Consider the following 18860-nt stretch of genomic DNA (forward strand, 5'->3'; position numbering starts at 1 on the left):
AAAGCAGCTTATGATTGTTGTGCTTGCATTTTTCGCTTGGAAAGACGGGCGAAGAAGGGATAAAAACCGCAGGAAGCAGGACTTTTCACTAATCAGTGCGATTATCGGGCATTGCCCTGGAGCCAGTTGATCAATGAGCAAGGCGTCGATACCGGTATTCAAACTGTATGGCGAACAGTTGCAGTGGCCGACCCCGGACCTGCTGCACTGCGAGTCGATCCCGGCGCGCAGCCGCTTGCACGACTGGGAAATCGAGCCCCATCGGCACGCCGATCTGTGCCAACTACTGTTCCTTTATGCCGGCCAGGCCGAGATCGAAGTCGAAGGCCAGGTGCGGCGTCTGGAGCAGGCCGCGATCCAGGTGGTACCGGCGCTGTGCGTGCACGGCTTTCGTTTTTCCAGCGATGTCGACGGCTACGTGGTGACGCTGGCGGCGCCGCTGGTCAACCTGCTGCACATGCAACTGGCCGGCGCACCAGCGGCCCTGGCCCAGGCCGGCACCTACCTGGCAGGCGACGATCGCAACTATCTCTACAGCCTGTTCAGCGCCTTGCAGCAGGAGTACCAGCGGGACCTGCCCGGGCGCGATTTGCAGTTGCGCTCATTGATAAACCTGATGGTGGTGTGGATCAGTCGTCAATGCTTGCAGCGTCATGGCCAGGGCCTGGCGGTGGCGCGCGGGCGTGAGTATCTGGAGCGCTTCAACGCGCTGGTCGAGGCGCAGTTTCGTCAGCAGCCGAGCGTCGAGGCGCTGGCCCATGAGGTGGGGATTTCGGTGGCGCACCTGAACATCATCTGCCGTGAACTGGCCGGACAGTCGGCCTTGCAGATCATCCATCAACGCCTGTTGCTCGAAGCCAAGCGCGAGCTGATCTACACCAGCCTGAGCATCAAGCAACTGGCCGACAGCCTGGGCTTTGCCGACCCTGCGTATTTCTCGCGGTTCTTCCGCCGCCTGACCGGCAAGGCGCCCAGTGACTTTCGTCACCAGCCCGGGCAATCACCTACTTGAGTGCGCTCAGCGTCGCGGTGTGCGGCACGCAGTGCGCCAGGCTGCAACTGGCGGCGGAGTAGGGTTGATTGCGGATCTGTTCAACCCGCCAGGCGGCGGTGGCATACAAGCCGACCACAGCGGCCATGGCACAGATAACGGCGCATTTTCTGGATTTGACGCCCATGATGCTCACCTCCTGCCAACCACCTACAGGTGTTATTCAAAGCATAGGTCAGCTTGGCCGGGTGTGCCCGTCTAGAGCAGGTCCTGGTCCCAGATAGGCTCGGCGGTAAAGCGCTCGGCGAGAAAGTCGAGCATGCTGCGCAGGGTCGCCGGCATGTGCTTGCGCGAGGTGTACACAGCGTTGAGGTTCAGCTCGCGCGGCTTGGCCCGGGGCAGCAGGCGAACCAGCTCGCCACTGCGCAGGGCGCCGGCAGCCTGGTAGGTCGGCAGCATGGCCACACCGGCGCCAGCCAGCGCCGCCCGTTGCAGGGTCATGGCTTCGTTGGCGCTGATGTTGCCTTGCACCGGTACCGACACCACCTCGCCAGCCACGTCGAAATGCCACAGGCTGCGACCGAAGTAGGAATGGGTCAGGCAGTTGTGCTGGCTGAGCTCCTGCACCTGCTGCGGCGCCGGGTGCTGGCGCAGGTAGGCGGGCGAGGCGCAGATCACCGAGCGGCATACGCTCAGGCGCCGGGCGATCAGGTTCGGGTCCAGGTCGTTGCTGGTGCGGATCGCCAGGTCGATGCGCTCATCCACCAGGTTCACCGTGCGGTCGAGCATCTGCAGGTCGATCTTTACCCCGGGATAGCGTTTGACGTAGTCGGCTACGGCGTCCATCAACTGTGCCTGGCCGAACGAGGTGCTGACGCTGATGCGCAACTCGCCGCGCGGCGCATCGTTGGGGGTACTGACCGCGGCCTGCAGGTCGCCGGCAAGCTCGAGCATCTGCCGGCAGCGCGGCAGGGTTTCCTGGCCGGCGGCGGTCAGGCTCAGGCGCCTGGTGGTGCGCTGCATCAGGCGCGCGCCGACCCAGTCCTCAAGCTCGGCCAGGTAGCGGGAAACCACCGGCCGGGAGAGTTCCAGGTGGTCGGCGGCAGCCGATTGGCTGCCCAGGTCGACCACGCTGACGAAGACCCGCATTGCTGTCAGACGATCCATGATTTGCCCGCTTTTAGAAACAAACTAATCCTAAGCATCGCATTTTTTGTGACGGATCGTGCAACTAAGCTGTTGCTCATTGCCCACTTCACAGGAATCACCTTGATGCCTCGTTCGTTCTCCCTGCGCCGCTTGTTGCTCGCCTTTGCCACCCTTGGGGTCATGGCCCAGGCTTCGGCCGCCGAGCCGCTTAACCTGGATGTCTACAACCCGGGTAGCAATGCCCTGTTTCCGGTCAGTTCGGTGATCGTCAGCGGCAAGCATGACGCCATCCTCGTTGACGCCCAGTTCGGCAAGGCCCAGGCCGAACAGGTACTGGCCAAGCTGCAAGCGAGCGGCAAGCAACTGACCACTATCTATATCAGCCACGGTGACCCGGACTACTACTTCGGCCTGCAGACCCTTACCGACGCCTACCCCAAGGCCAAAGTCGTGGCCTCGGCGGCGACCGTCGCCCATATCAAGCAGACCATGGATGGCAAGCTGGCTTACTGGGGCCCGCAGATGGGCGCCGACAAGCCCACGAAGCTGATCGTGCCGCAAGTATTGCAAGGGACCGAGCTCAAGCTTGAAGGCCAGCGCCTGCAAGTGGTTGGCCTCGACGGCCCGCAGCCGGACCGCAGTTTCGTGTGGATTCCGTCGATCAAGGCGGTGGTCGGTGGTGTGGTGGTCGCCGAGAACCTGCACGTGTGGATGGCCGACACGCAGTCGGCGCAATCGCACAAGGACTGGCTGGCGACCCTCACGCGTATCGAGCAGCTCAAGCCCGACACCGTGATCCCTGGCCATTACCTGGGCCAGAGCAGCCGTTCGCTCAAGGCGGTGCAGTTCACCGCGGACTATATCCGTGCCTTCGACGAAGAAACCGCCAAGGCTGGCAACGCCGCCGAATTGATCGCGGCGATGAAAAAACGTTACCCGGACCTGGGCGAAGAGAGCTCGCTGGAGCTCGGTGCCAAGGTCGCCAAGGGCGAGATGAAGTGGTAAGCGTCGTTCAATCCTGACTGGAGATTTCCCATGAGCAAGATCGCAATCATTGGTGCTACCGGCCGTGCTGGCAGCCAGTTGCTGGAAGAGGCCCTGCGCCGCGGCCACAGCGTTACCGCCATTGCTCGAGACCCGTCGAAACTGCAGGGGCGTGAGAGGGTGAAAAGCGTGGCGCTGGACGTCAGCGATGCCGCCGCCCTTGAACAGGCAGTCGCTGGCCACGACGTGGTACTGAGCGCCGCACACTTTTCCAGCATCAAGCCGCAGGCCATCATCGAGCCGGTCAAGCGCGCCGGGGTCAAGCGCCTGCTGGTAGTAGGCGGGGCCGGCAGCCTGTTGCTGCCGTCGGGGCACAAGGTCATCGACAGCCCGGACTTTCCCGAGGCCTACAAGGCTGAAGCCACCGCCGGCGGCCACTACCTTGACACTCTGCGTCAGGAACAGGAACTGGACTGGAGCTTCCTCTCGCCTTCGGCCGAGTTCGTCGAAGGTGAGCGCCGCGGCGCTTACAAACTGGGCAAGGATCACCTGCTGATCGGCGCCGACGGCAAGAGCTGGATCAGCTTTGCCGACTACGCCATTGCCATGCTCGATGAAGTGGAGAAACCGGCGCACTCGCGCCAGCGCTTCACTGTCGGTTACTGAGGGGCCTGGGCCTGCTCGCACAACCAGGCGAGCAGCTCCAGCAAAGCCGCTGAAGCCGACCCTTGCGGTCGCACCAGGTAATAGGCCTGGCCAGTGCTGACCTTGAGCGGGAACGGCATCACCAGCCGTCCGCACTTGAGGTCATCACCGATCAGCGACCAGTCGCCGATGGCCACCCCGGTGCCCTGAGAGGCCATGGACATGGCCATGTCCAGGGTTTCGAAATGCTGGCCCTTGCCCTGTCGGGGCAGGTTCGCCCCGGCGGCATCGAGCCAGGCATTCCAGTCGCGCTGGTCGCGGGTCGGGTGCAGGAGCATGTGCTGATCAAGGTCGGCGACCTGTTGCAAGGGCAGGGCGCCGCTCAGCAGTTGCGGCGCGCACACCGGCGTCAGTTGCTCATCAAAGAGTTTCTGGGTCTGCAGGCCATGGTTGGGCCGGGCGCCATAGACCACCGCCGCATCGAACACTTCCCGACGAAAATCCACCCCGTGCTGCACCGTGGTGGTCAGCTCCACCGGCACCTCCGGGCGCAGCGCCTGCCATTCCATCAGCCGTGGCAGCAGCCAGCGCATCACGCAGGTCGGGGCTTTGAGCTGCAAGGTGGTACTGCGCGCCCCGACCTGCTGCACGCCTTCCTCGATCAGGGCGAACACCTGCTGCACCCGCGGCAGCCAGTCCTGGCCTTCGCGGGTCAGGCTCAGGCCGCGGGCCTGGCGTAAAAACAGCGGATAACCCAGGTGCTCTTCAAGGCCGGCGATCTGCCGGCTCACCGCACCCTGGGTGATGTGCAGCAATTGCGCGGCGCGGGTGAAGTTGCAGCACTGGGCGGTGACCAGAAAGGTGTGCAGGGCAGGCAATGGAGGCAGGCGTTTCATCAGCTTGAGCCATGACTTGGGAACATGGCTAGTATGAGCTTTTTTGCATTGTGCAGGTAGTCGTCGGGCGGTCCAATACAGGCTGTTTCCCGAACAATTACAGGCACACGATCATGGCGACTTGCGGCGAAGTACTGGTCAAACTCCTTGAAGGCTATGGCGTAGACCATGTCTTTGGAATACCCGGCGTGCATACCGTTGAACTCTATCGCGGGCTGGCAGGCTCGAGCATCCGCCACATCACTCCGCGCCACGAGCAAGGCGCCGGCTTCATGGCTGACGGCTATGCGCGTACCCGTGGCAAGCCGGGCGTGTGCTTCATCATCACCGGCCCGGGCATGACCAACATCACCACCGCCATGGGCCAGGCCTACGCCGATTCGATTCCGATGCTGGTGATCTCCAGCGTGCAGTCGCGCGACCAGCTGGGTGGTGGGCGCGGCAAGCTGCACGAGTTGCCGGCGCAGGGCAACCTGGTGGCCGGTGTGGCGGCGTTTTCCCACACGCTGATGAGCGCCGATGACCTGCCGTCGGTGCTGGCCCGTGCCTTTGCCGTGTTCGATGGCGCCCGGCCACGCCCGGTGCATATCGAGATTCCGCTGGATGTGCTGGTCGAAGACGCCGATCACCTGCTGGCCTGTGCCCCGGTGCGCATCGCCCGTGCTGGCGCCGCGCCTGCGCCGGTCGCACAAATGGCCGCCATGCTCGCTGCCGCTCAGCGGCCGCTGATTCTCGCCGGGGGTGGCGCCATCGATGCCAGCGCCGCGCTGACCCGCCTGGCGGAATACCTGCAGGCACCGGTAGCGCTGACCATCAATGCCAAGGGCGTACTACCGGCCAGCCACCCGCTGCAGATCGGCTCGACCCAGTCGCTGGTCGCCACCCGCGCCCTGGTCGCCGAGGCCGATGTGGTGCTGGCGATCGGTACCGAGCTTGCCGAGACCGACTACGATGTGACCTTCAAGGGCGGTTTCGAGATCCCTGGTGAGCTGCTGCGTATCGATATCGACCCCGACCAGACCGTGCGCAACTACCCGCCGAAGGTCGCTTTGGTCGCCGATTCGACCATCGCCACCCAGGCCCTGCTGGTCGCCCTGGCCGAGCAACCGGCCCCGGTGCGCGGCGCCGAATGGGGCGCGGCCCGTGCCGCGCGCCTGCGTGAGGTGCTGCAAGCCGAGCGCGACCTGCCGATGCGCAGCCAGACGCGCATGCTCACAACCCTCCTCGAAACCCTGCCCGGCGCAGTGCTGGTCGGCGATTCGACACAGCCGGTGTACACCGGCAACCTGACCCTGGACATGGACCAACCGCGGCGTTGGTTCAACGCCTCGACCGGCTACGGTACCCTCGGTTACGCCCTGCCGGCAGCCATGGGCGCCTGGCTGGGTAGCGCTGAAGTGGCGGCCGAGCGCGCGCCGGTGGTGTGCCTGATCGGTGACGGTGGCTTGCAGTTCACCCTGCCGGAGCTGGCCAGTGCCCGTGAGGCGCAGGTGCCGCTGATCGTGCTGTTGTGGAACAACCAGGGCTACGAAGAGATCAAGCGCTACATGGTCAACCGCGCCATCGAACCGGTCGGTGTCGACATCTACACCCCTGACTTTATTGGCGTGGCCAAGGCCCTGGGCTGCAGCGCCGAATCGGTGGGTGACCTTGCCCAGTTGCGTGAAGCCTTGCGCCAGGCTTGCGATCGTAAAGGCCCGAGCCTGATCGAAATCGACCAGGCCACCTGGATGCAGGCGGTGCCCGCATGATCAAGCTGCCTGGCATTTATATCGAAGGCGTCTGGCAGCATGGCCCGCAAGCGCTGGCGGTAATCAACCCGAGCAACGAGCAGGTGCTGGCGGAAGTTGCCGGGGGTGACGCTGAAGCCGTCGAACGGGCAACGCTGGCTGCCCAGGCTGCGTTTGTTGAGTGGTCCACCTCCAGCGGGCCGACCCGTGCGGCGATCTTGCGGGCCATTGCCGAGGGCGTCGAAGCGCGGCGCGAGCGCCTGGTGCAGTTGCAAGCCAGCAACAACGGCAAGCCGCTGGCTGAAGCCCATATCGATGTCGATGATGTCGTCGCCACTTTCCGCTATTACGCGGAACTCGCCGATAACCTCGGGCGTGACCGCTCGGTGGCGCTGCCCAGCGAAGATTTTGTCGCCCGGGTGCGCCGTGAACCGTGCGGCGTGGTCGGCTTGATCGTGCCGTGGAACTTCCCCATGGTCACTACCGCCTGGAAGCTCGCGCCAGCCCTGGCGGCCGGCTGCTGCGTGGTGCTCAAACCGTCGGAAGTCACGCCGCTGGCCGAGCTGGAACTGGCGGCAATCATCGCCGAAGCGGGGCTACCGCACGGGGTGTTCAACCTGGTCTGTGGTACTGGCCTTGCAGTGGGCGCGCCGCTGGCGGCCGATCCGCGTGTTGCCAAGATTTCCTTCACCGGCAGCAATGCGGTGGGTGTGCAGGTCATGCAGCGCGCGGCGGAAACGGTCAAGGGCGTGAGCCTTGAGCTGGGCGGCAAGTCGCCGTTGCTGGTGCTCGAGGACGCCGACCTCGAACTGGCAGTGGAGCTGGCTTGCCTGGGTGGCTTCTTCAATGCCGGGCAGATGTGTTCGGCGACCAGCCGGGTGCTGGTGGCCGAAGCCCTGTACCCGGCGTTTATCGACGCCTTGAAGGCCCGTGCCGAATCGATTCGCGTCGGCGAGCCGTTCAGCGGCGACAGCGAAATGGGGCCGCTGGTCAACCAGGCCCAGTACCAAAGGGTGCAGGCGCATATCGCCGCAGGCCTGCAAGCAGGGGCGCAGTTGCTGTGTGGCGGCTCACGGCCGGCGCAGCTGCCTTGCGGCTATTTTGTCAGCCCGACGGTGTTCACCGAGGTGCCACTGGACAGCGCCTTGTGGCGCGAGGAGATCTTCGGCCCGGTGCTGTGTGTGCGTTCGTTTGCCACTGAAGCCGAGGCGCTGGCGCTGGCCAACGACACCGAGTTCGGCTTGGTGGCCAGTGTACTCAGCCGGGACTTGCAGGCGGCTGAACGGGTCGCCAATGCCTTGCAGGCAGGGCTGGTGTGGATCAACGCGCCGCAAGTGATCTTCCCGCAGACGGCCTGGGGTGGCTACAAGCAGAGCAGCCTGGGACGGGAGCTGGGGCCTTGGGGCTTGAGTGCGTTTCAGGAGATCAAGCACGTGGTCAGGGCGGTGTAAAAGCGGGGCTGCGTTGCAACCCATCGCTGGCAAGCCAGCTCCCACAGGTTTGATGGTGAACCGGTGGGAGCTGGCTTGCCAGCGATAGCCATCTAGAGCGCACTGCGCAACCTGGCCAGGTCGCGCACCGGCGGCGCCCCATACAAGCGGCTGTACTCGCGGCTGAACTGCGAGGGGCTTTCATAGCCCACCCGATAACCCGCCACTGCCGCCTCCAGCCCGTCATTGAGCATCAGCCGCCGCGCTTCCTGCAGGCGCAACTGCTTCTGGTACTGCAGCGGGCTCATGGACGTCACTGCCTTGAACCGGTGATGCAGGGTCGAAGTACTGAGGTTGACCTCGCGCGCCAGTTCGTCGATGCGCAATGGCCGATCAAAGTGCTGGTTGAGCCATTCGATGGCCTGGCACACCCGGTGGGTCTGGCTGTTGGCCATGGCAATTTCATACAGCCGGTAACCCTGCGGCCCTCGGAGCAGCCGATAAAGAATCTCGCGCTGGATCAGCGGTGCGAGGATTGGGATGTCCTTGGGTGAATCGAGCAAACGAATCAGCCGCAGCAACGCATCGAGCAACAGCGGATCGGTCCGCTCCACATACAGCCCGCGCCCCGACGGCAAGCTCGGTACGCCCAGCGGGCCGGCATCGGCCAGCAGGTTGTTGATCTGCGCCGGGTCGATGTTCAGGCGCACGCCCAGGCTGGGGTTTTCCGGGCTGGCCTCGAGCAGTACGCCGCTGATCGGTAGTGCCACCGACACCACCATGTAATGCAACGGGTCGTACATATAGCGCTCGTCGCCCAGGCACACCTCCTTGCTGCCATGGGCCAGGATGCACAGCGCAGGCTCCGCCAGGGCCGGCATGGAGCGCACGCTTTCTTCGTAGCGCACCAGAAACAGGTCTTCAACCGCCGACTCGACGCCAGCCTGGCGTGGTGCATGGCGCTGGATGAGATCCGCCAGCTCCTGGCGCTGGCGCTCCAGGGCAGGGTCGAGGATCAAGCGGTTGGGGTCGGTAGCGGACATGGGAGCGATTCCTCGGAGAACGACTGCAGGATAGGTTTGTGCAAGCCACGGCGCTAGTCGAAAGCTGCCGCCTGCTTGCCTGATCCTGCAAGGCGCGCAGGATCAGGCAAGCGCTCGACAGGAATCGCCTAACCGCCGCGCAGGCGCGTGGCCTAACCTGTGCAGCCTGGCAATTTCATCTGGCTGCACATGGAGAAACGCTCATGACCTCGGCACAATCGGTCACCCACCTTGCTTTTATCCGCGCCAGCAGTGGTCGTTCAGACGAACTGGGCGAGCGCCTGCGTGATCTGCTGGAACCCTCGCGCCAGGCCCCCGGCTGCCTGAAATTCAGCCTGCAACGCTCCCAGGCCGACGCCGACCTGTGGCTGCTCAGCGGCTTCTGGCGCGATCAGCAATCGATGAGTGGTTACTTCGCTTCACCGACCCTCGAGCTGTTCGGCGAGTTGGTACAGGCGCGGGTGGTCGACAGCCTCGACCTGCATACCTTCGGCGAACCATCTGCAGGTTAGAATGGCGGCTTTCGGCAATTGATGTGGATTCAAGGCACATGGCACGTAAAGAATTTTCCCAGTTCGAAGCAGTATCGGCAGCCGTGCGCGGCGACGACGGCTACCACGCCGCCATCGCCGTCAAAGGCCTGGGCGCCTCCGGGGCGCCGCGCTTTCACAAGGTCTTGCTGGAGCAGACCTTCAAGACCGCATTGGCCGCTGATGAAGCAGCCTGCGCCGAACTTGAACGCCTGCAGGGCGTCGATGACGACGCCGAGCTGCTCTGGCAACTCAGCTGTTGACCTGCGGGCGGGCCATTTTGAACAGGTTGCCCAGCTCGAAGTAATCCGCCGGGCCACCGCCACGCAGGATCGGCTGGCCCGCAGCGGTATCGTAGATACCGTCCTTGAGCAGGTGCTCGGCGATATGCACCGCCACCACTTCACCCAGCACCAGCCAGCTAGGCACCAGTGCCTGGTCGGCACTTTGCAGCTGGATAATCTGGGTCACCTTGCACTCGAACGACACCGGGCTTTCTTGCACCCGCGGCACCGCAATCACCTTTGATGCGACGGGCGTCAGCCCGCTCAGGGCGAATTCGTCGATCTGCGGCGCAACCGCAGCGCAGCTCTGGTTCATGGCCTCGGCCAGCGGCAGGGTGGCCAGGTTCCAGGCGAACTCGCCGGTCTGCTCGATGTTGTTCAAGCTGTCTTTACGCCCGACGCTGGAAAAACCAATGATCGGCGGAATGTAGTTGAAGGCGTTGAAGAAGCTGTAGGGCGCAAGGTTCAGGCGACCTTCGGCGTCCTGGGAGGAAATCCAGCCAATCGGGCGGGGGCCGACGATGGCATTGAACGGATCGTGGGGCAGGCCGTGGCCTTTTGCCGGTTCGTAGTAATACATCTGCGCTGGCCCGAAGGCCTTCCCTGTGAGTAAGCCTCTAGTGTGCCAAGGCTTGGCCTTGCTGAAAATGACTAAGCCCGGCCGAAGCCGGGCTGACTGCGTCGCAGCAGGGGTTAGCTGATGCGGTGGGCCTGGGTGCGATCGAAACCGTCTTCAGCGAATTTGGCGCCGCCAGTGCGATCGAAGCCGTCTTCGGTAAATTTGGCCGCGCCAGTGCGATCAAAACCATCTTCTGCATAAGTGGCCGACTGGCTTTGCACGGCGCTGAAGTTGTGGCCGTTGGTGCGGTCGAAGCCGTCTTCGGCGAATGCATTGGCAGCCAGTACCGAGAAGGCCAGGGTCAGGATCAGTTTGCTTTTCATGGTCGTTGCTCCGAGGTGGTGAGGGGTTGTTTGTTTCTATGGGTTTAATGCTACGCCGATTAAATTGATTAAAAAGCGCAAAAAATAGCGTATAAAAATCGAATAACTAGATGTGTTTGGCGACAGTCCCGCCTTTATCGCGCACCTGTGGGAGCGGGCTTGACCCGCGATGCAGGCAACCCGATCTCCCATGGGTGAACAATGCCCCCCCAGGATTAATCAGTCGTTAAACCGGCCAAAACACTTTTTTCATCAGCCCACTACCGATTTTTCATCGGCGCTTGCGCAGTCTCTGCCGCACCTGACACTGGAGCGCTACCCGATGAATAAACTCCCCCAGATCACCTTGGCCTTCTGGGTCATGAAGATCTGCGCCACCACCCTCGGCGAGACCGCCGGCGACCTGCTTTCAATGACATTGAACGTGGGCTACGCCATGAGCTCGCTGATCCTGATCAGCGTGTTTCTCGCCACCCTGGTCACCCAACTGTTTTCCAGGGCCTACCACCCAGTGCTGTACTGGCTGGTAATCCTTTCTACCAGCACCGCCGGCACGACCATGTCCGACTTCATGGACCGCACGCTGGGCCTGGGCTACGCCACCGGCTCGGCGATCCTGATCGGCATTCTGTTGCTGACCTTTGCCCTCTGGCGCCTTAGCGGCAATCCGCTCAACGTCAATCACATCAAGACGCGCAAGGGCGAGCTGTTTTACTGGGTGGCGATCCTGTTCTCCAACACCCTGGGCACGGCGCTGGGCGACTACCTGGCAGACGATTCGGGCCTGGGCTTTGCCGGTGGCGCCTTGCTGATCGGCAGTGCCATCGGTTTGGTGGTGCTGGCCCGGTACTGGACCCGGCTGTCCGGCGTGGTGTTGTTCTGGATCGCCTTCGTGCTGACCCGGCCCTTTGGTGCGACTTTGGGCGACTTCCTCACCAAACCCCATGAAAAGGGCGGCCTGGACTTCGGCACGGTAGGCTCATCGGCGGTATTGGGCGGTATCTTGCTGGCGATGATCGGCCTGGCCTATTACTACAACAATCGCAATCAGCGCCAGGCACTGGCCGAGTTGTCCTGAACCGGGTCATGCAAAAAAGGGGCGTCCATTGCTGGACGCCCCTTTTCATTTACAGCGCAAAGTTGGCTGTCAGTCAGTGGTGATCCGCGAATGCTTGCGGGTGTCCTTCATGAATACATACACCAGCAACGAGCAGGCGATACAGGCAGTCACATACCAGTAGTAGCCGGTCTCCATGCCGATGCTCTTGAACCACAGCGCGACGTATTCAGCCGTACCGCCGAAGATCGACACGGTCAGGGCGTACGGCAGGCCAACGCCCAGGGCGCGGATTTCGGTCGGGAACAGCTCGGCTTTGACCACGGCGTTGATCGAGGTGTAGCCGCTGACGATGATCAGCGCCGCCATGATCAGGAAGAACGCGCCCCACCAGGTTTCGATAGTGTGCAGGGTGGTCAGGATCGGGACCGTGCACAGGGTGCCGAGCACGCCGAAGGCGATCAGGATCGGGCGTCGGCCGATCTTGTCGGAGAGGCTGCCGATGACCGGCTGCAGGCACATGAACAGGAACAGGGTGGCCGCCGAAATGGTGGTCGAGTCGGAGATGCTCATGCCCACCGTGTTCACCAGGTACTTCTGCATGTAGGTGGTGTAGGTGTAGAAGGCCAGGGTGCCGCCCATGGTCAGGCCGACCACGGTAGCCAGCTCTTTCGGATGGCGCATCAGGGTGCGCATCAGGCTTTCCTTGGACTTTTCCTTCTTGGTGAAGGAGGCGGTTTCTTCCATGCCGCGACGCAGGTACAGGGCAACCACCGCGCACAGTGCGCCGATCACGAAGGGTACGCGCCAGCCCCAGGCATACAGCTGCTCGGTGGTCAGGGTCTGCTGCAGGATGATCAGCACCGCCAGGGCGATGAGCTGGCCGGAGATCAGCGTCACGTACTGGAAGCTGGAGAAGAAGCCACGGCGTTCCTTGGTGGCCATCTCGCTGAGGTAGGTGGCGGAGGTGCCGTACTCACCGCCTACCGACAGGCCTTGCATCAGGCGGGCGATGACCAGCAGTACCGGTGCGGCGACGCCGATGGTTTCATAACCCGGGGTCAGGGCAATGACCAGCGAGCCTGCGCACATCAGCAGTACCGAGGCCATCAGTGCGGCCTTGCGGCCCTTGCGGTCGGCGTAGATACCCATCAGCCAGCCGCCGATCGGGCGCATCAAAAAGCCCACGGCGAAGATCGCAGCGGTGTTGAGCAACTGGGCAGTGGTGTCGCCAGCAGGGAAGAAGGCTTTGGCGAAGTACAGGGAAAACGCGGCGTAAACGTACCAGTCGTACCATTCGACCATGTTGCCGATCGAACCGCTGAAAATCGACTTGAGTCGGCTTCGGGTGGTTTTTTCCGCGGCGGGCGCAACGGCCGCCCCGGCGGGCAGGGTGGTGGAGTTATCCATCGAAGGGACCTTCATAGTTGTTTTTGTGGAGCGCGCCGAAACGCAGCCTGCCAGGGCTATAGCAGAAGCTGTGCCAGGTGCTGGAAGCCCGGTCTAGAAGGGTTGTATGGATGTGGTGAGCGGAAATCCGCCTATTCAAACGGGTGGGTCGGCGAAAATCCGCTTATGTTGATCGGCGTTTCGATCAAGCAGGGCCGAGAAAATCTTCACGCAACAGGCCGTGGCGTTGCATCTTCTCGTTGAGGGTGCGCCGCGGCAGTTGCAGCTCTTCCATGACCGCCTTGATCTCGCCCTTGTGCCGGCTCAAGGCGGCGCGCAGGCACTGGGCCTCGAAGGCCTCCTGCTGGGCGGCCAGCGACTGCCCGGCTTCGATGGGCGCCGCTGCCGGCTCGCCCAGCCCCAGGGCATGGCGTTCGGCGGCGTTGGCCAGTTCACGGACGTTGCCCGGCCAGTCGTGCCCCAGCAGCTTGCCCAGGTGCGCGCCACTGAGTAGCGGCGCACTGCGGCCAACGCGCTCGGCGGCCAGGCGGGCGAAGTGGTTGAACAGCAGCGGAATGTCTTCACGGCGCTCGCGCAAAGGCGCCAGGCGCAATTCGGCGACGTTCAGGCGGTACGCGAGGTCTTCGCGAAAGCGTCCAGCGCGGGCCTCTTCGAGCAGGTCGGGCTTGGTTGCGGCGATGATCCGCAGGTCGACGCTGATGCTCTGGTTGGCGCCCAGGCGTTCGAGCTTCTGCTCCTGCAGCACGCGCAGCAGCTTGGCCTGCTGGGCCAGCGGCATGCTTTCGATTTCGTCGAGGAACACCGTGCCGCCGTTGGCGTATTCAAGCTTGCCGATGCGCTTGCCCTGGGCGCCGGTGAAGGCGCCGCTTTCATGGCCGAACAGCTCGGCTTCAAACAACTGCTCGGGGATTGCCGCGCAGTTGAGGGCAACGAAAGGCTTGCCGGCGCGCGGGCCGAAGTCGTGCAGGCAGCGTGCGACCTGCTCCTTGCCGCTGCCGGTTTCGCCGCGAATCAGCACATTGACCGGCAGGCTGGCGAGGTCCAGCACCTGCTTGCGCAACTGCTGCATGCCCTGGGACACACCCAGCAGGTTCGCCTCCAGGCGCACCTTGAAATCGGCCTGCTCATGCAGGCGGCGGTTCTCCAGCACCAGCTGGCGTTTTTCCAGGGCGCGGCGCAGGCTGCCGAGCAGGGCTTCGGGGCTGAAGGGTTTTTCCAGAAAGTCGTAGGCGCCGTTGCGCATGGCCTCGACCGCCATCGGCACATCGCCGTGCCCGGTGAGCAGAATCACCGGCAGGTCGGCATCGCTGGCCTGCAGCTTTCCAAGCAACTGCAGGCCGTCCATCCCTGGCATGCGCACGTCACTGAGGATCACCCCGGGGAAGTGCCCGGGCAGTTGCTCAAGGCAGTCTTCGGCGCGGCTGAACAGTTGCACGTTGAAGCCCGACAGGCTCAGCCACTGCTCTACGGCGGTGCGGATGCTGGCTTCATCGTCGACAACCATTACTGAGTTCAACATGCAGATTCCGGGTCCATAGGCAGGGTCAGGCTGAAACGGGCGCCGCCGGGCTGGTTTTCAACCTGCAGGCGGCCACCGGCTTCGTGAATGATGCCATAGGAAATCGCCAGGCCCAGGCCCAATCCTTCGCCCACCGGCTTGGTGGTGAAGAACGGGTCGAAGACACTGCCCAGGTGTTCGGCGGGGATACCGCCGCCGCTGTCGAGCACGCTCAGGCGCCAGTGCTCCTGCTCGGCATCGATGCGCACCTCAAGGCGTTTGTAGCTCTTTTCGGCCATGGCATCCAGGGCGTTGCGCAGCAGGTTGATCAGCACCTGCTCAAGGCGGATCGCATCGCCGCGCACCCAGGCCGGGCGGGCAAGGTACAGGGCGACGCTGACGTCTTCGGCGCGGATCCGCGCATCGAGCAACTGCAGTGCCTGGTCGACCACGGTGGCCAGGTCCAGGCGTTCGCGCAGGCCGCTGGGGCTGTTGCGGGCGAAGGTCTTCAGGTGCCCGGTGAGCGCCGCCATGCGCGTCAGCATCTGCTCCAGCGGCTCCAGGGCCTGGCGCGCTTCGTCCAGGCGCTGGTTGTCGAGCAGCAGGCGCAGGGTTGCCAGTTGCATGCGCTGGGTGGTCAAGGGTTGGTTGATTTCGTGGGCCAGGGCCGCCGACATCTGCCCCAGCGCCGCCAGTTTGGCCGATTGCACCAGGCCTTCCTGGGCGGTGCGCAGGTCGCGGGTGCGGGCCTCGACCAGGCGTTCGAGCTCTTCGCGGCTGCGTTGGCGCAAGCGCGCCAGGCGCAGGCGCTGGCTGATGAACAACAGGGCGAACACCAGGCTTAGCCACACGGCAGCGGCGGCCAGCGCGGCGTTGCGCCCGTCATCGCTGACCTGCGGCTTGCGCAGCAGGTGCAGGGTCCAGCCTTCGGCCTCCAGCGGCAGGCTTTCCCACAGGTAATCGGTGCTGCCCTCGGGGCCCTGCACGCGCATCAGGTGGCTGTTGGCGTCGAAGCTGCTGAGGATATGGTGCTGCAATGGCACCAGCGGTTGCTTGTCGTACTGGCGGGTAGCGGCCAGTTCCGCGCGGTCGGCGCTGCTCAATGGTTGCAGTTCGCGGTAGCGCCAGCCGTCCTGGTTGGCGATGAAGATGATCCCGCGGGCGTCGCTGACCAGGAGGATATCGCTGCCCTGGCGCCATTCGCGCTCAAGCTCGGGGAACTCCAGCTTGACCACCATGGCGCCGAGAAAGCGGCTGTTTTCATCATGCACGGCACTGGACAAGAAATACCCCGGCACGCCGCTGGTCACGCCCACCGCATAGAAGCGGCCGCTGCCCTGGCTGCGGGTCTGCTTGAAGTACGGGCGAAAGCCATAGTTGGAGCCGACATAGGTGCTGGGCAGGCGCCAGTTGCTGGCGGCCACGGCCAGGCCGGTGCGGTCGAGCAGTTCCAGGGTCGAGGAATTGGCCGCGCCGTTGATGCGTTCCAGTTTGCGGTTCAGGGCGTCCTGCACCGGGCCTGCGACTGGCCCGCGCAAGGCGCTGATCAGTTCCGGGTCGAGTGCCAGCACGGCGGGCAAGGCGCGGTAGCGCTCGATCAGGGTGTGCAGCGACGTGGCATACAGCCCCAGTTGCTCATTGGCCCGGCGGGCATCCTCGACCATCGACTGGCGCTTGGCATGGTGCATGGCCCAGCCTGCGGTCAGCAGGGTACCGGCAAGGATGAAGAACAGAATCAGGCCCAGACGCAGGGCGCGAAAGGAAGAAGGCATGGTGCAAGTCCCGGCAGTGGGGAAGGCCTCCTGGCCTTCCCTTGGAGCATGGCAACGTTGTTACAGCAGCTCGAAGCTCTGTTGTTGCACGGCCTGCGAATCGAGGCCGACCTGGACCCGGAACTCGCCCGGTTCCGCCGCCCATTGCAGCTGGCCGTTGTAGAACTTCAGGTCGTCGGCGTTGATGGTGAAGCGCAGGGTGCGTTCTTCGCCAGCCTTGAGCATGACTTTCTGGAAGTTCTTCAGCTCCTTGACCGGGCGGCTCATGGACGCGGTGACGTCCTGCAGGTACAGCTGCACCACGGTTTCGCCATCACGCTTGCCGGTGTTCTTGACCACGATGCTGGCTTCCAGGTCCTGGCCCTGTTTGACCGTCTTGCTCGAAAGCTTCAGGTTCGCCAGGCTGAAGTCGCTGTAGCTCAGGCCGTAGCCGAAGGGGTACAGCGGGCCGTTTGGCTCTTCAAAGTACTGCGAGGTGTAGTTGCCTGGCTTGCCTGGGGTGAACGGGCGGCCGATGCTCAGGTGGTTGTAGTACATCGGGATCTGCCCGACCGAGCGCGGGAAGGTGATCGCCAGCTTGCCCGACGGGTTGTAGTCGCCGAACAGCACGTCGGCAATGGCGTTGCCGCCTTCGGTGCCGCTGAACCAGGTTTCCAGAATCGCATCGGCCTGCTCGCGTTCCCAGGCCAGCGACAGCGGCCGGCCGTTCATCAGCACCAGCACCAGCGGTTTGCCGGTGGCTTTCAGGGCCTTGATCAGCTCGCGCTGGGCGGCGGGGATTTCCAGGGTGGTGCGGCTGGACGATTCGTGGGACATGCCACGGGACTCGCCCACCACCGCCACCACCACGTCGGACTGCCTGGCAGCCTTGACCGCTTCATCGATCAGCACCGCGGCAGGGCGCGGATCGTCGATGATTTCCGGGGCATCGAAGTTGAGGAAGTTCAGGTAGTCGAGGATGGCCTTGTCGTGGGTGACGTTGGAGCCTTTGGCGTAGATCACCTTGGCCTTGTCACCGAGCGCCTGGCGCATGCCTTCGCGCACAGTGATCGATTGCTGCGGGCGGCCGGCGGCGGCCCAGCTGCCCATCATGTCGATCGGGGCATCGGCCAGCGGGCCGACCAGGGCGATGGTGCCGGCTTTTGCCAGCGGCAGGGTCTGCTGGCGGTTTTCCAGCAAGACCAGGCTGCGGCGCGCGACGTCACGGGCCTCGGCGCGGTGCAGGCGGCTGTCGGCATAGGTGTCGGCCGGGTCGTCGCTGGCCTTGCCGATGCGCCGGTAGGGGTCTTCGAACAGGCCCATGTCGTACTTGGCGCCGAGCACTTCGCGCACGGCGTTGTCGATATCGGCCTGCTCGATTTCACCGGCCTTGAGCAGGCTGGCCAGCTCTTCGCCGTACAGCGAGTCGTTCATGCTCAGGTCGATGCCGGCCTTGATCGCCAGCTTGGCGGCTTCGCGGCCATCGCGGGCGACACCGTGACGCACCAGCTCGGTGATCGCCCCGTGGTCGCTGACGGTCACGCCTTTGAAGCCCCAGTCCTTGCGCAGCAGGTCGTTCATCAACCAGGTGTTGGAGGTTGCCGGTACGCCGTTGATCGAGTTCAGCGCCACCATGACCCCGCCGGCGCCGGCATCGATGGCGGCGCGGTAAGGTGGCAGGTAGTCGTTGAACATCTTGGTCGGGCTCATGTCGACCGTGTTGTAGTCGCGCCCGCCTTCCACCGCGCCGTACAGGGCGAAGTGCTTGACCGCGGCCATCAGGCTGGTTGCCGCCGCCGGGCTCGGGCCCTGGAAGGATTTGACCATCACCTTGGAGATGCGCGAGACCAGGTAGGTGTCTTCGCCGAAGCCTTCACTGGTACGGCCCCAGCGCGGGTCGCGGGCGATGTCGACCATCGGTGCGAAGGTCATGTCGATGCCGTCGGAGGCGGCCTCGGCGGCGGACACCCGGCCAACCTTGGCGATCGCTTCCATGTCCCAGCTGGCGGCCAGGCCCAGGCTGATCGGGAAGATCGTGCGGTGGCCGTGGATCACGTCGTAGGCGAAGAACATCGGGATTTTCAGCCGGCTCTTGGCGGCGGCGTCCTGCATCGGCCGGTTTTCTGCGCGGGTGATCGAGTTGAAGGTGCCACCGATGCGGCCGGCGGCGATTTCCTTGCGGATCATCTCGCGGGGCATTTCCGGGCCGATGCTGATCAGGCGCAACTGGCCGATCTTTTCATCCAGGGTCATCTGCTTGATCAGGTTGGCGATGAACGCCTGTTTGTCCTGCAGCGGGGCGGCAGAGGTGTCGGCAAAGGCCGATTGACTGGCCAGGCTGACAACCAGACCCAGCAAACACAGCTTGTTCATGAATTCTGTTCTCAAGGCTTGCGGCAGTATTCACGGTGATACTGCCCAGCCGAAGTTGGGGAAGCGGCTATTGTTGTAGTTTGCTGGGGCATCTTTTAGCCGATTGGGCGATCCCGATCCAGCGGCGATGACGGATTATGCCTCAAG

At 63.8% G+C, this 18860-nt stretch carries 17 protein-coding genes and 1 pseudogene; 8 read left to right on the plus strand and 10 right to left on the minus strand.

Annotation, left to right across the window (positions count from 1 at the left end; all coding sequences use genetic code 11):
• Positions 1 to 133: 133 nt before the first annotated feature.
• Positions 134 to 1012 carry a helix-turn-helix domain-containing protein gene (locus UB48_RS12805; protein ID WP_045197514.1) on the plus strand — a complete coding sequence of 293 codons (879 nt, stop codon included), beginning with the start codon at positions 134 to 136 and terminating at the stop codon, positions 1010 to 1012.
• Here the strand turns inward: UB48_RS12805 and UB48_RS27980 are convergent.
• Both UB48_RS27980 and UB48_RS12810 read right to left on the minus strand, forming a co-directional pair.
• Entirely contained in the window at positions 1005 to 1178 is a 174-nt protein-coding gene (locus UB48_RS27980) for a hypothetical protein (protein WP_176794223.1), read from the minus strand. The genes UB48_RS12805 and UB48_RS27980 overlap by 8 nt on opposite strands.
• A 71-nt stretch (positions 1179 to 1249) precedes the next feature.
• A complete protein-coding gene (locus UB48_RS12810) occupies positions 1250 to 2158 on the minus strand; it encodes a LysR family transcriptional regulator (RefSeq protein WP_045197516.1) in 909 nt (302 codons plus the stop codon).
• Between the two features lie 105 nt (positions 2159 to 2263).
• Here UB48_RS12810 and UB48_RS12815 point away from each other — a divergent pair, with 105 nt between their 5' ends.
• Positions 2264 to 3145, plus strand: coding sequence for an MBL fold metallo-hydrolase (locus tag UB48_RS12815; protein WP_045197518.1), 882 nt, complete (start codon positions 2264 to 2266; stop codon positions 3143 to 3145).
• 30 nt (positions 3146 to 3175) lie between these two features.
• Positions 3176 to 3790, plus strand: a complete 615-nt coding sequence (locus UB48_RS12820; protein WP_045197520.1) for an NAD(P)-dependent oxidoreductase — start codon at positions 3176 to 3178, stop codon at positions 3788 to 3790.
• On the opposite strand, the gene UB48_RS12825 is transcribed toward UB48_RS12820, so the two are convergent.
• The gene (locus UB48_RS12825; protein WP_045197527.1) at positions 3784 to 4665 is read right to left on the minus strand and encodes a LysR substrate-binding domain-containing protein; all 882 of its coding nucleotides are present in this window, start codon (positions 4663 to 4665) and stop codon (positions 3784 to 3786) included. The two genes, UB48_RS12820 and UB48_RS12825, sit on opposite strands and share 7 nt — an antisense overlap.
• Positions 4666 to 4778: 113 nt before the next feature.
• Between UB48_RS12825 and UB48_RS12830 the strand changes: the two genes are divergently transcribed.
• Together UB48_RS12830 and UB48_RS12835 are read left to right on the plus strand one after the other, a co-directional pair.
• Positions 4779 to 6416, plus strand: coding sequence for a 5-guanidino-2-oxopentanoate decarboxylase (locus tag UB48_RS12830; RefSeq protein WP_045197529.1), 1638 nt, complete (start codon positions 4779 to 4781; stop codon positions 6414 to 6416).
• Positions 6413 to 7846, plus strand: a complete 1434-nt coding sequence (locus tag UB48_RS12835; protein ID WP_045197531.1) for an aldehyde dehydrogenase family protein — start codon at positions 6413 to 6415, stop codon at positions 7844 to 7846. The genes UB48_RS12830 and UB48_RS12835 overlap by 4 nt, the downstream gene beginning before the upstream one ends.
• Positions 7847 to 7938: 92 nt before the next feature.
• Here UB48_RS12835 and UB48_RS12840 read toward each other — a convergent pair whose 3' ends face one another.
• Positions 7939 to 8868, minus strand: coding sequence for an AraC family transcriptional regulator (locus UB48_RS12840; RefSeq protein WP_045197533.1), 930 nt, complete (start codon positions 8866 to 8868; stop codon positions 7939 to 7941).
• 203 nt (positions 8869 to 9071) lie between these two features.
• Between UB48_RS12840 and UB48_RS12845 the strand changes: the two genes are divergently transcribed.
• Entirely contained in the window at positions 9072 to 9380 is a 309-nt protein-coding gene (locus tag UB48_RS12845; RefSeq protein WP_045197535.1) for an antibiotic biosynthesis monooxygenase family protein, read from the plus strand.
• Positions 9381 to 9418: 38 nt separating this feature from the next.
• Positions 9419 to 9661, plus strand: coding sequence for a hypothetical protein (locus tag UB48_RS12850; RefSeq protein WP_045197538.1), 243 nt, complete (start codon positions 9419 to 9421; stop codon positions 9659 to 9661).
• On the opposite strand, the gene UB48_RS12855 is transcribed toward UB48_RS12850, so the two are convergent.
• Positions 9651 to 10262 carry a flavin reductase family protein gene (locus UB48_RS12855; RefSeq protein ID WP_045197540.1) on the minus strand — a complete coding sequence of 204 codons (612 nt, stop codon included), beginning with the start codon at positions 10260 to 10262 and terminating at the stop codon, positions 9651 to 9653. The two genes, UB48_RS12850 and UB48_RS12855, sit on opposite strands and share 11 nt — an antisense overlap.
• Positions 10263 to 10396: 134 nt before the next feature.
• Positions 10397 to 10624 (minus strand): annotated as a pseudogene (locus UB48_RS12860) (heme utilization protein); the annotation flags it as partial.
• A 322-nt stretch (positions 10625 to 10946) separates the two neighbouring features.
• Between UB48_RS12860 and UB48_RS12865 the strand changes: the two are divergent.
• Positions 10947 to 11702 (plus strand): membrane protein, encoded by a 756-nt coding sequence (locus UB48_RS12865; RefSeq protein WP_045197544.1) that lies wholly within the window; start codon positions 10947 to 10949, stop codon positions 11700 to 11702.
• Positions 11703 to 11771: 69 nt separating this feature from the next.
• On the opposite strand, the gene UB48_RS12870 is transcribed toward UB48_RS12865, so the two are convergent.
• From UB48_RS12870 to bglX, 4 genes are all read right to left on the minus strand, one after another.
• Entirely contained in the window at positions 11772 to 13091 is a 1320-nt protein-coding gene (locus UB48_RS12870) for an MFS transporter (RefSeq protein ID WP_045197546.1), read from the minus strand.
• A gap of 184 nt (positions 13092 to 13275) precedes the next feature.
• Positions 13276 to 14610, minus strand: a complete 1335-nt coding sequence (locus tag UB48_RS12875; protein WP_045197548.1) for a sigma-54 dependent transcriptional regulator — start codon at positions 14608 to 14610, stop codon at positions 13276 to 13278.
• Complete coding sequence (locus tag UB48_RS12880) at positions 14604 to 16361, minus strand: ATP-binding protein (RefSeq protein WP_045197550.1); 1758 nt, start codon at positions 16359 to 16361, stop codon at positions 14604 to 14606. Before UB48_RS12880 ends, UB48_RS12875 begins: the two co-directional genes overlap by 7 nt.
• Positions 16362 to 16421: 60 nt before the next feature.
• Positions 16422 to 18713, minus strand: coding sequence for a beta-glucosidase BglX (gene bglX, locus UB48_RS12885; protein ID WP_045197552.1), 2292 nt, complete (start codon positions 18711 to 18713; stop codon positions 16422 to 16424).
• Positions 18714 to 18860: the final 147 nt, after the last annotated feature.

Source organism: Pseudomonas sp. 2(2015) (genome assembly GCF_000955865.1).
GTDB lineage: Bacteria > Pseudomonadota > Gammaproteobacteria > Pseudomonadales > Pseudomonadaceae > Aquipseudomonas.

Coding starts and splice junctions, on each gene's coding strand:
- UB48_RS12830 (WP_045197529.1), top strand. CDS start 4,779: ATGGCGACTTGCGGCGAAGTACTGGTCAAACTCCTTGAAGGCTATGGC.
- UB48_RS12865 (WP_045197544.1), top strand. CDS start 10,947: ATGAATAAACTCCCCCAGATCACCTTGGCCTTCTGGGTCATGAAGATC.
- UB48_RS12815 (WP_045197518.1), top strand. CDS start 2,264: ATGCCTCGTTCGTTCTCCCTGCGCCGCTTGTTGCTCGCCTTTGCCACC.
- UB48_RS12855 (WP_045197540.1), bottom strand. CDS start 10,262: ATGTATTACTACGAACCGGCAAAAGGCCACGGCCTGCCCCACGATCCG.
- UB48_RS12840 (WP_045197533.1), bottom strand. CDS start 8,868: ATGTCCGCTACCGACCCCAACCGCTTGATCCTCGACCCTGCCCTGGAG.
- UB48_RS12870 (WP_045197546.1), bottom strand. CDS start 13,091: ATGGATAACTCCACCACCCTGCCCGCCGGGGCGGCCGTTGCGCCCGCC.
- UB48_RS12835 (WP_045197531.1), top strand. CDS start 6,413: ATGATCAAGCTGCCTGGCATTTATATCGAAGGCGTCTGGCAGCATGGC.
- UB48_RS12820 (WP_045197520.1), top strand. CDS start 3,176: ATGAGCAAGATCGCAATCATTGGTGCTACCGGCCGTGCTGGCAGCCAG.
- UB48_RS12845 (WP_045197535.1), top strand. CDS start 9,072: ATGACCTCGGCACAATCGGTCACCCACCTTGCTTTTATCCGCGCCAGC.
- UB48_RS12875 (WP_045197548.1), bottom strand. CDS start 14,610: ATGTTGAACTCAGTAATGGTTGTCGACGATGAAGCCAGCATCCGCACC.
- UB48_RS12805 (WP_045197514.1), top strand. CDS start 134: ATGAGCAAGGCGTCGATACCGGTATTCAAACTGTATGGCGAACAGTTG.
- UB48_RS12810 (WP_045197516.1), bottom strand. CDS start 2,158: ATGGATCGTCTGACAGCAATGCGGGTCTTCGTCAGCGTGGTCGACCTG.
- UB48_RS12825 (WP_045197527.1), bottom strand. CDS start 4,665: ATGAAACGCCTGCCTCCATTGCCTGCCCTGCACACCTTTCTGGTCACC.
- bglX (WP_045197552.1), bottom strand. CDS start 18,713: ATGAACAAGCTGTGTTTGCTGGGTCTGGTTGTCAGCCTGGCCAGTCAA.
- UB48_RS27980 (WP_176794223.1), bottom strand. CDS start 1,178: ATGGGCGTCAAATCCAGAAAATGCGCCGTTATCTGTGCCATGGCCGCT.
- UB48_RS12880 (WP_045197550.1), bottom strand. CDS start 16,361: ATGCCTTCTTCCTTTCGCGCCCTGCGTCTGGGCCTGATTCTGTTCTTC.
- UB48_RS12850 (WP_045197538.1), top strand. CDS start 9,419: ATGGCACGTAAAGAATTTTCCCAGTTCGAAGCAGTATCGGCAGCCGTG.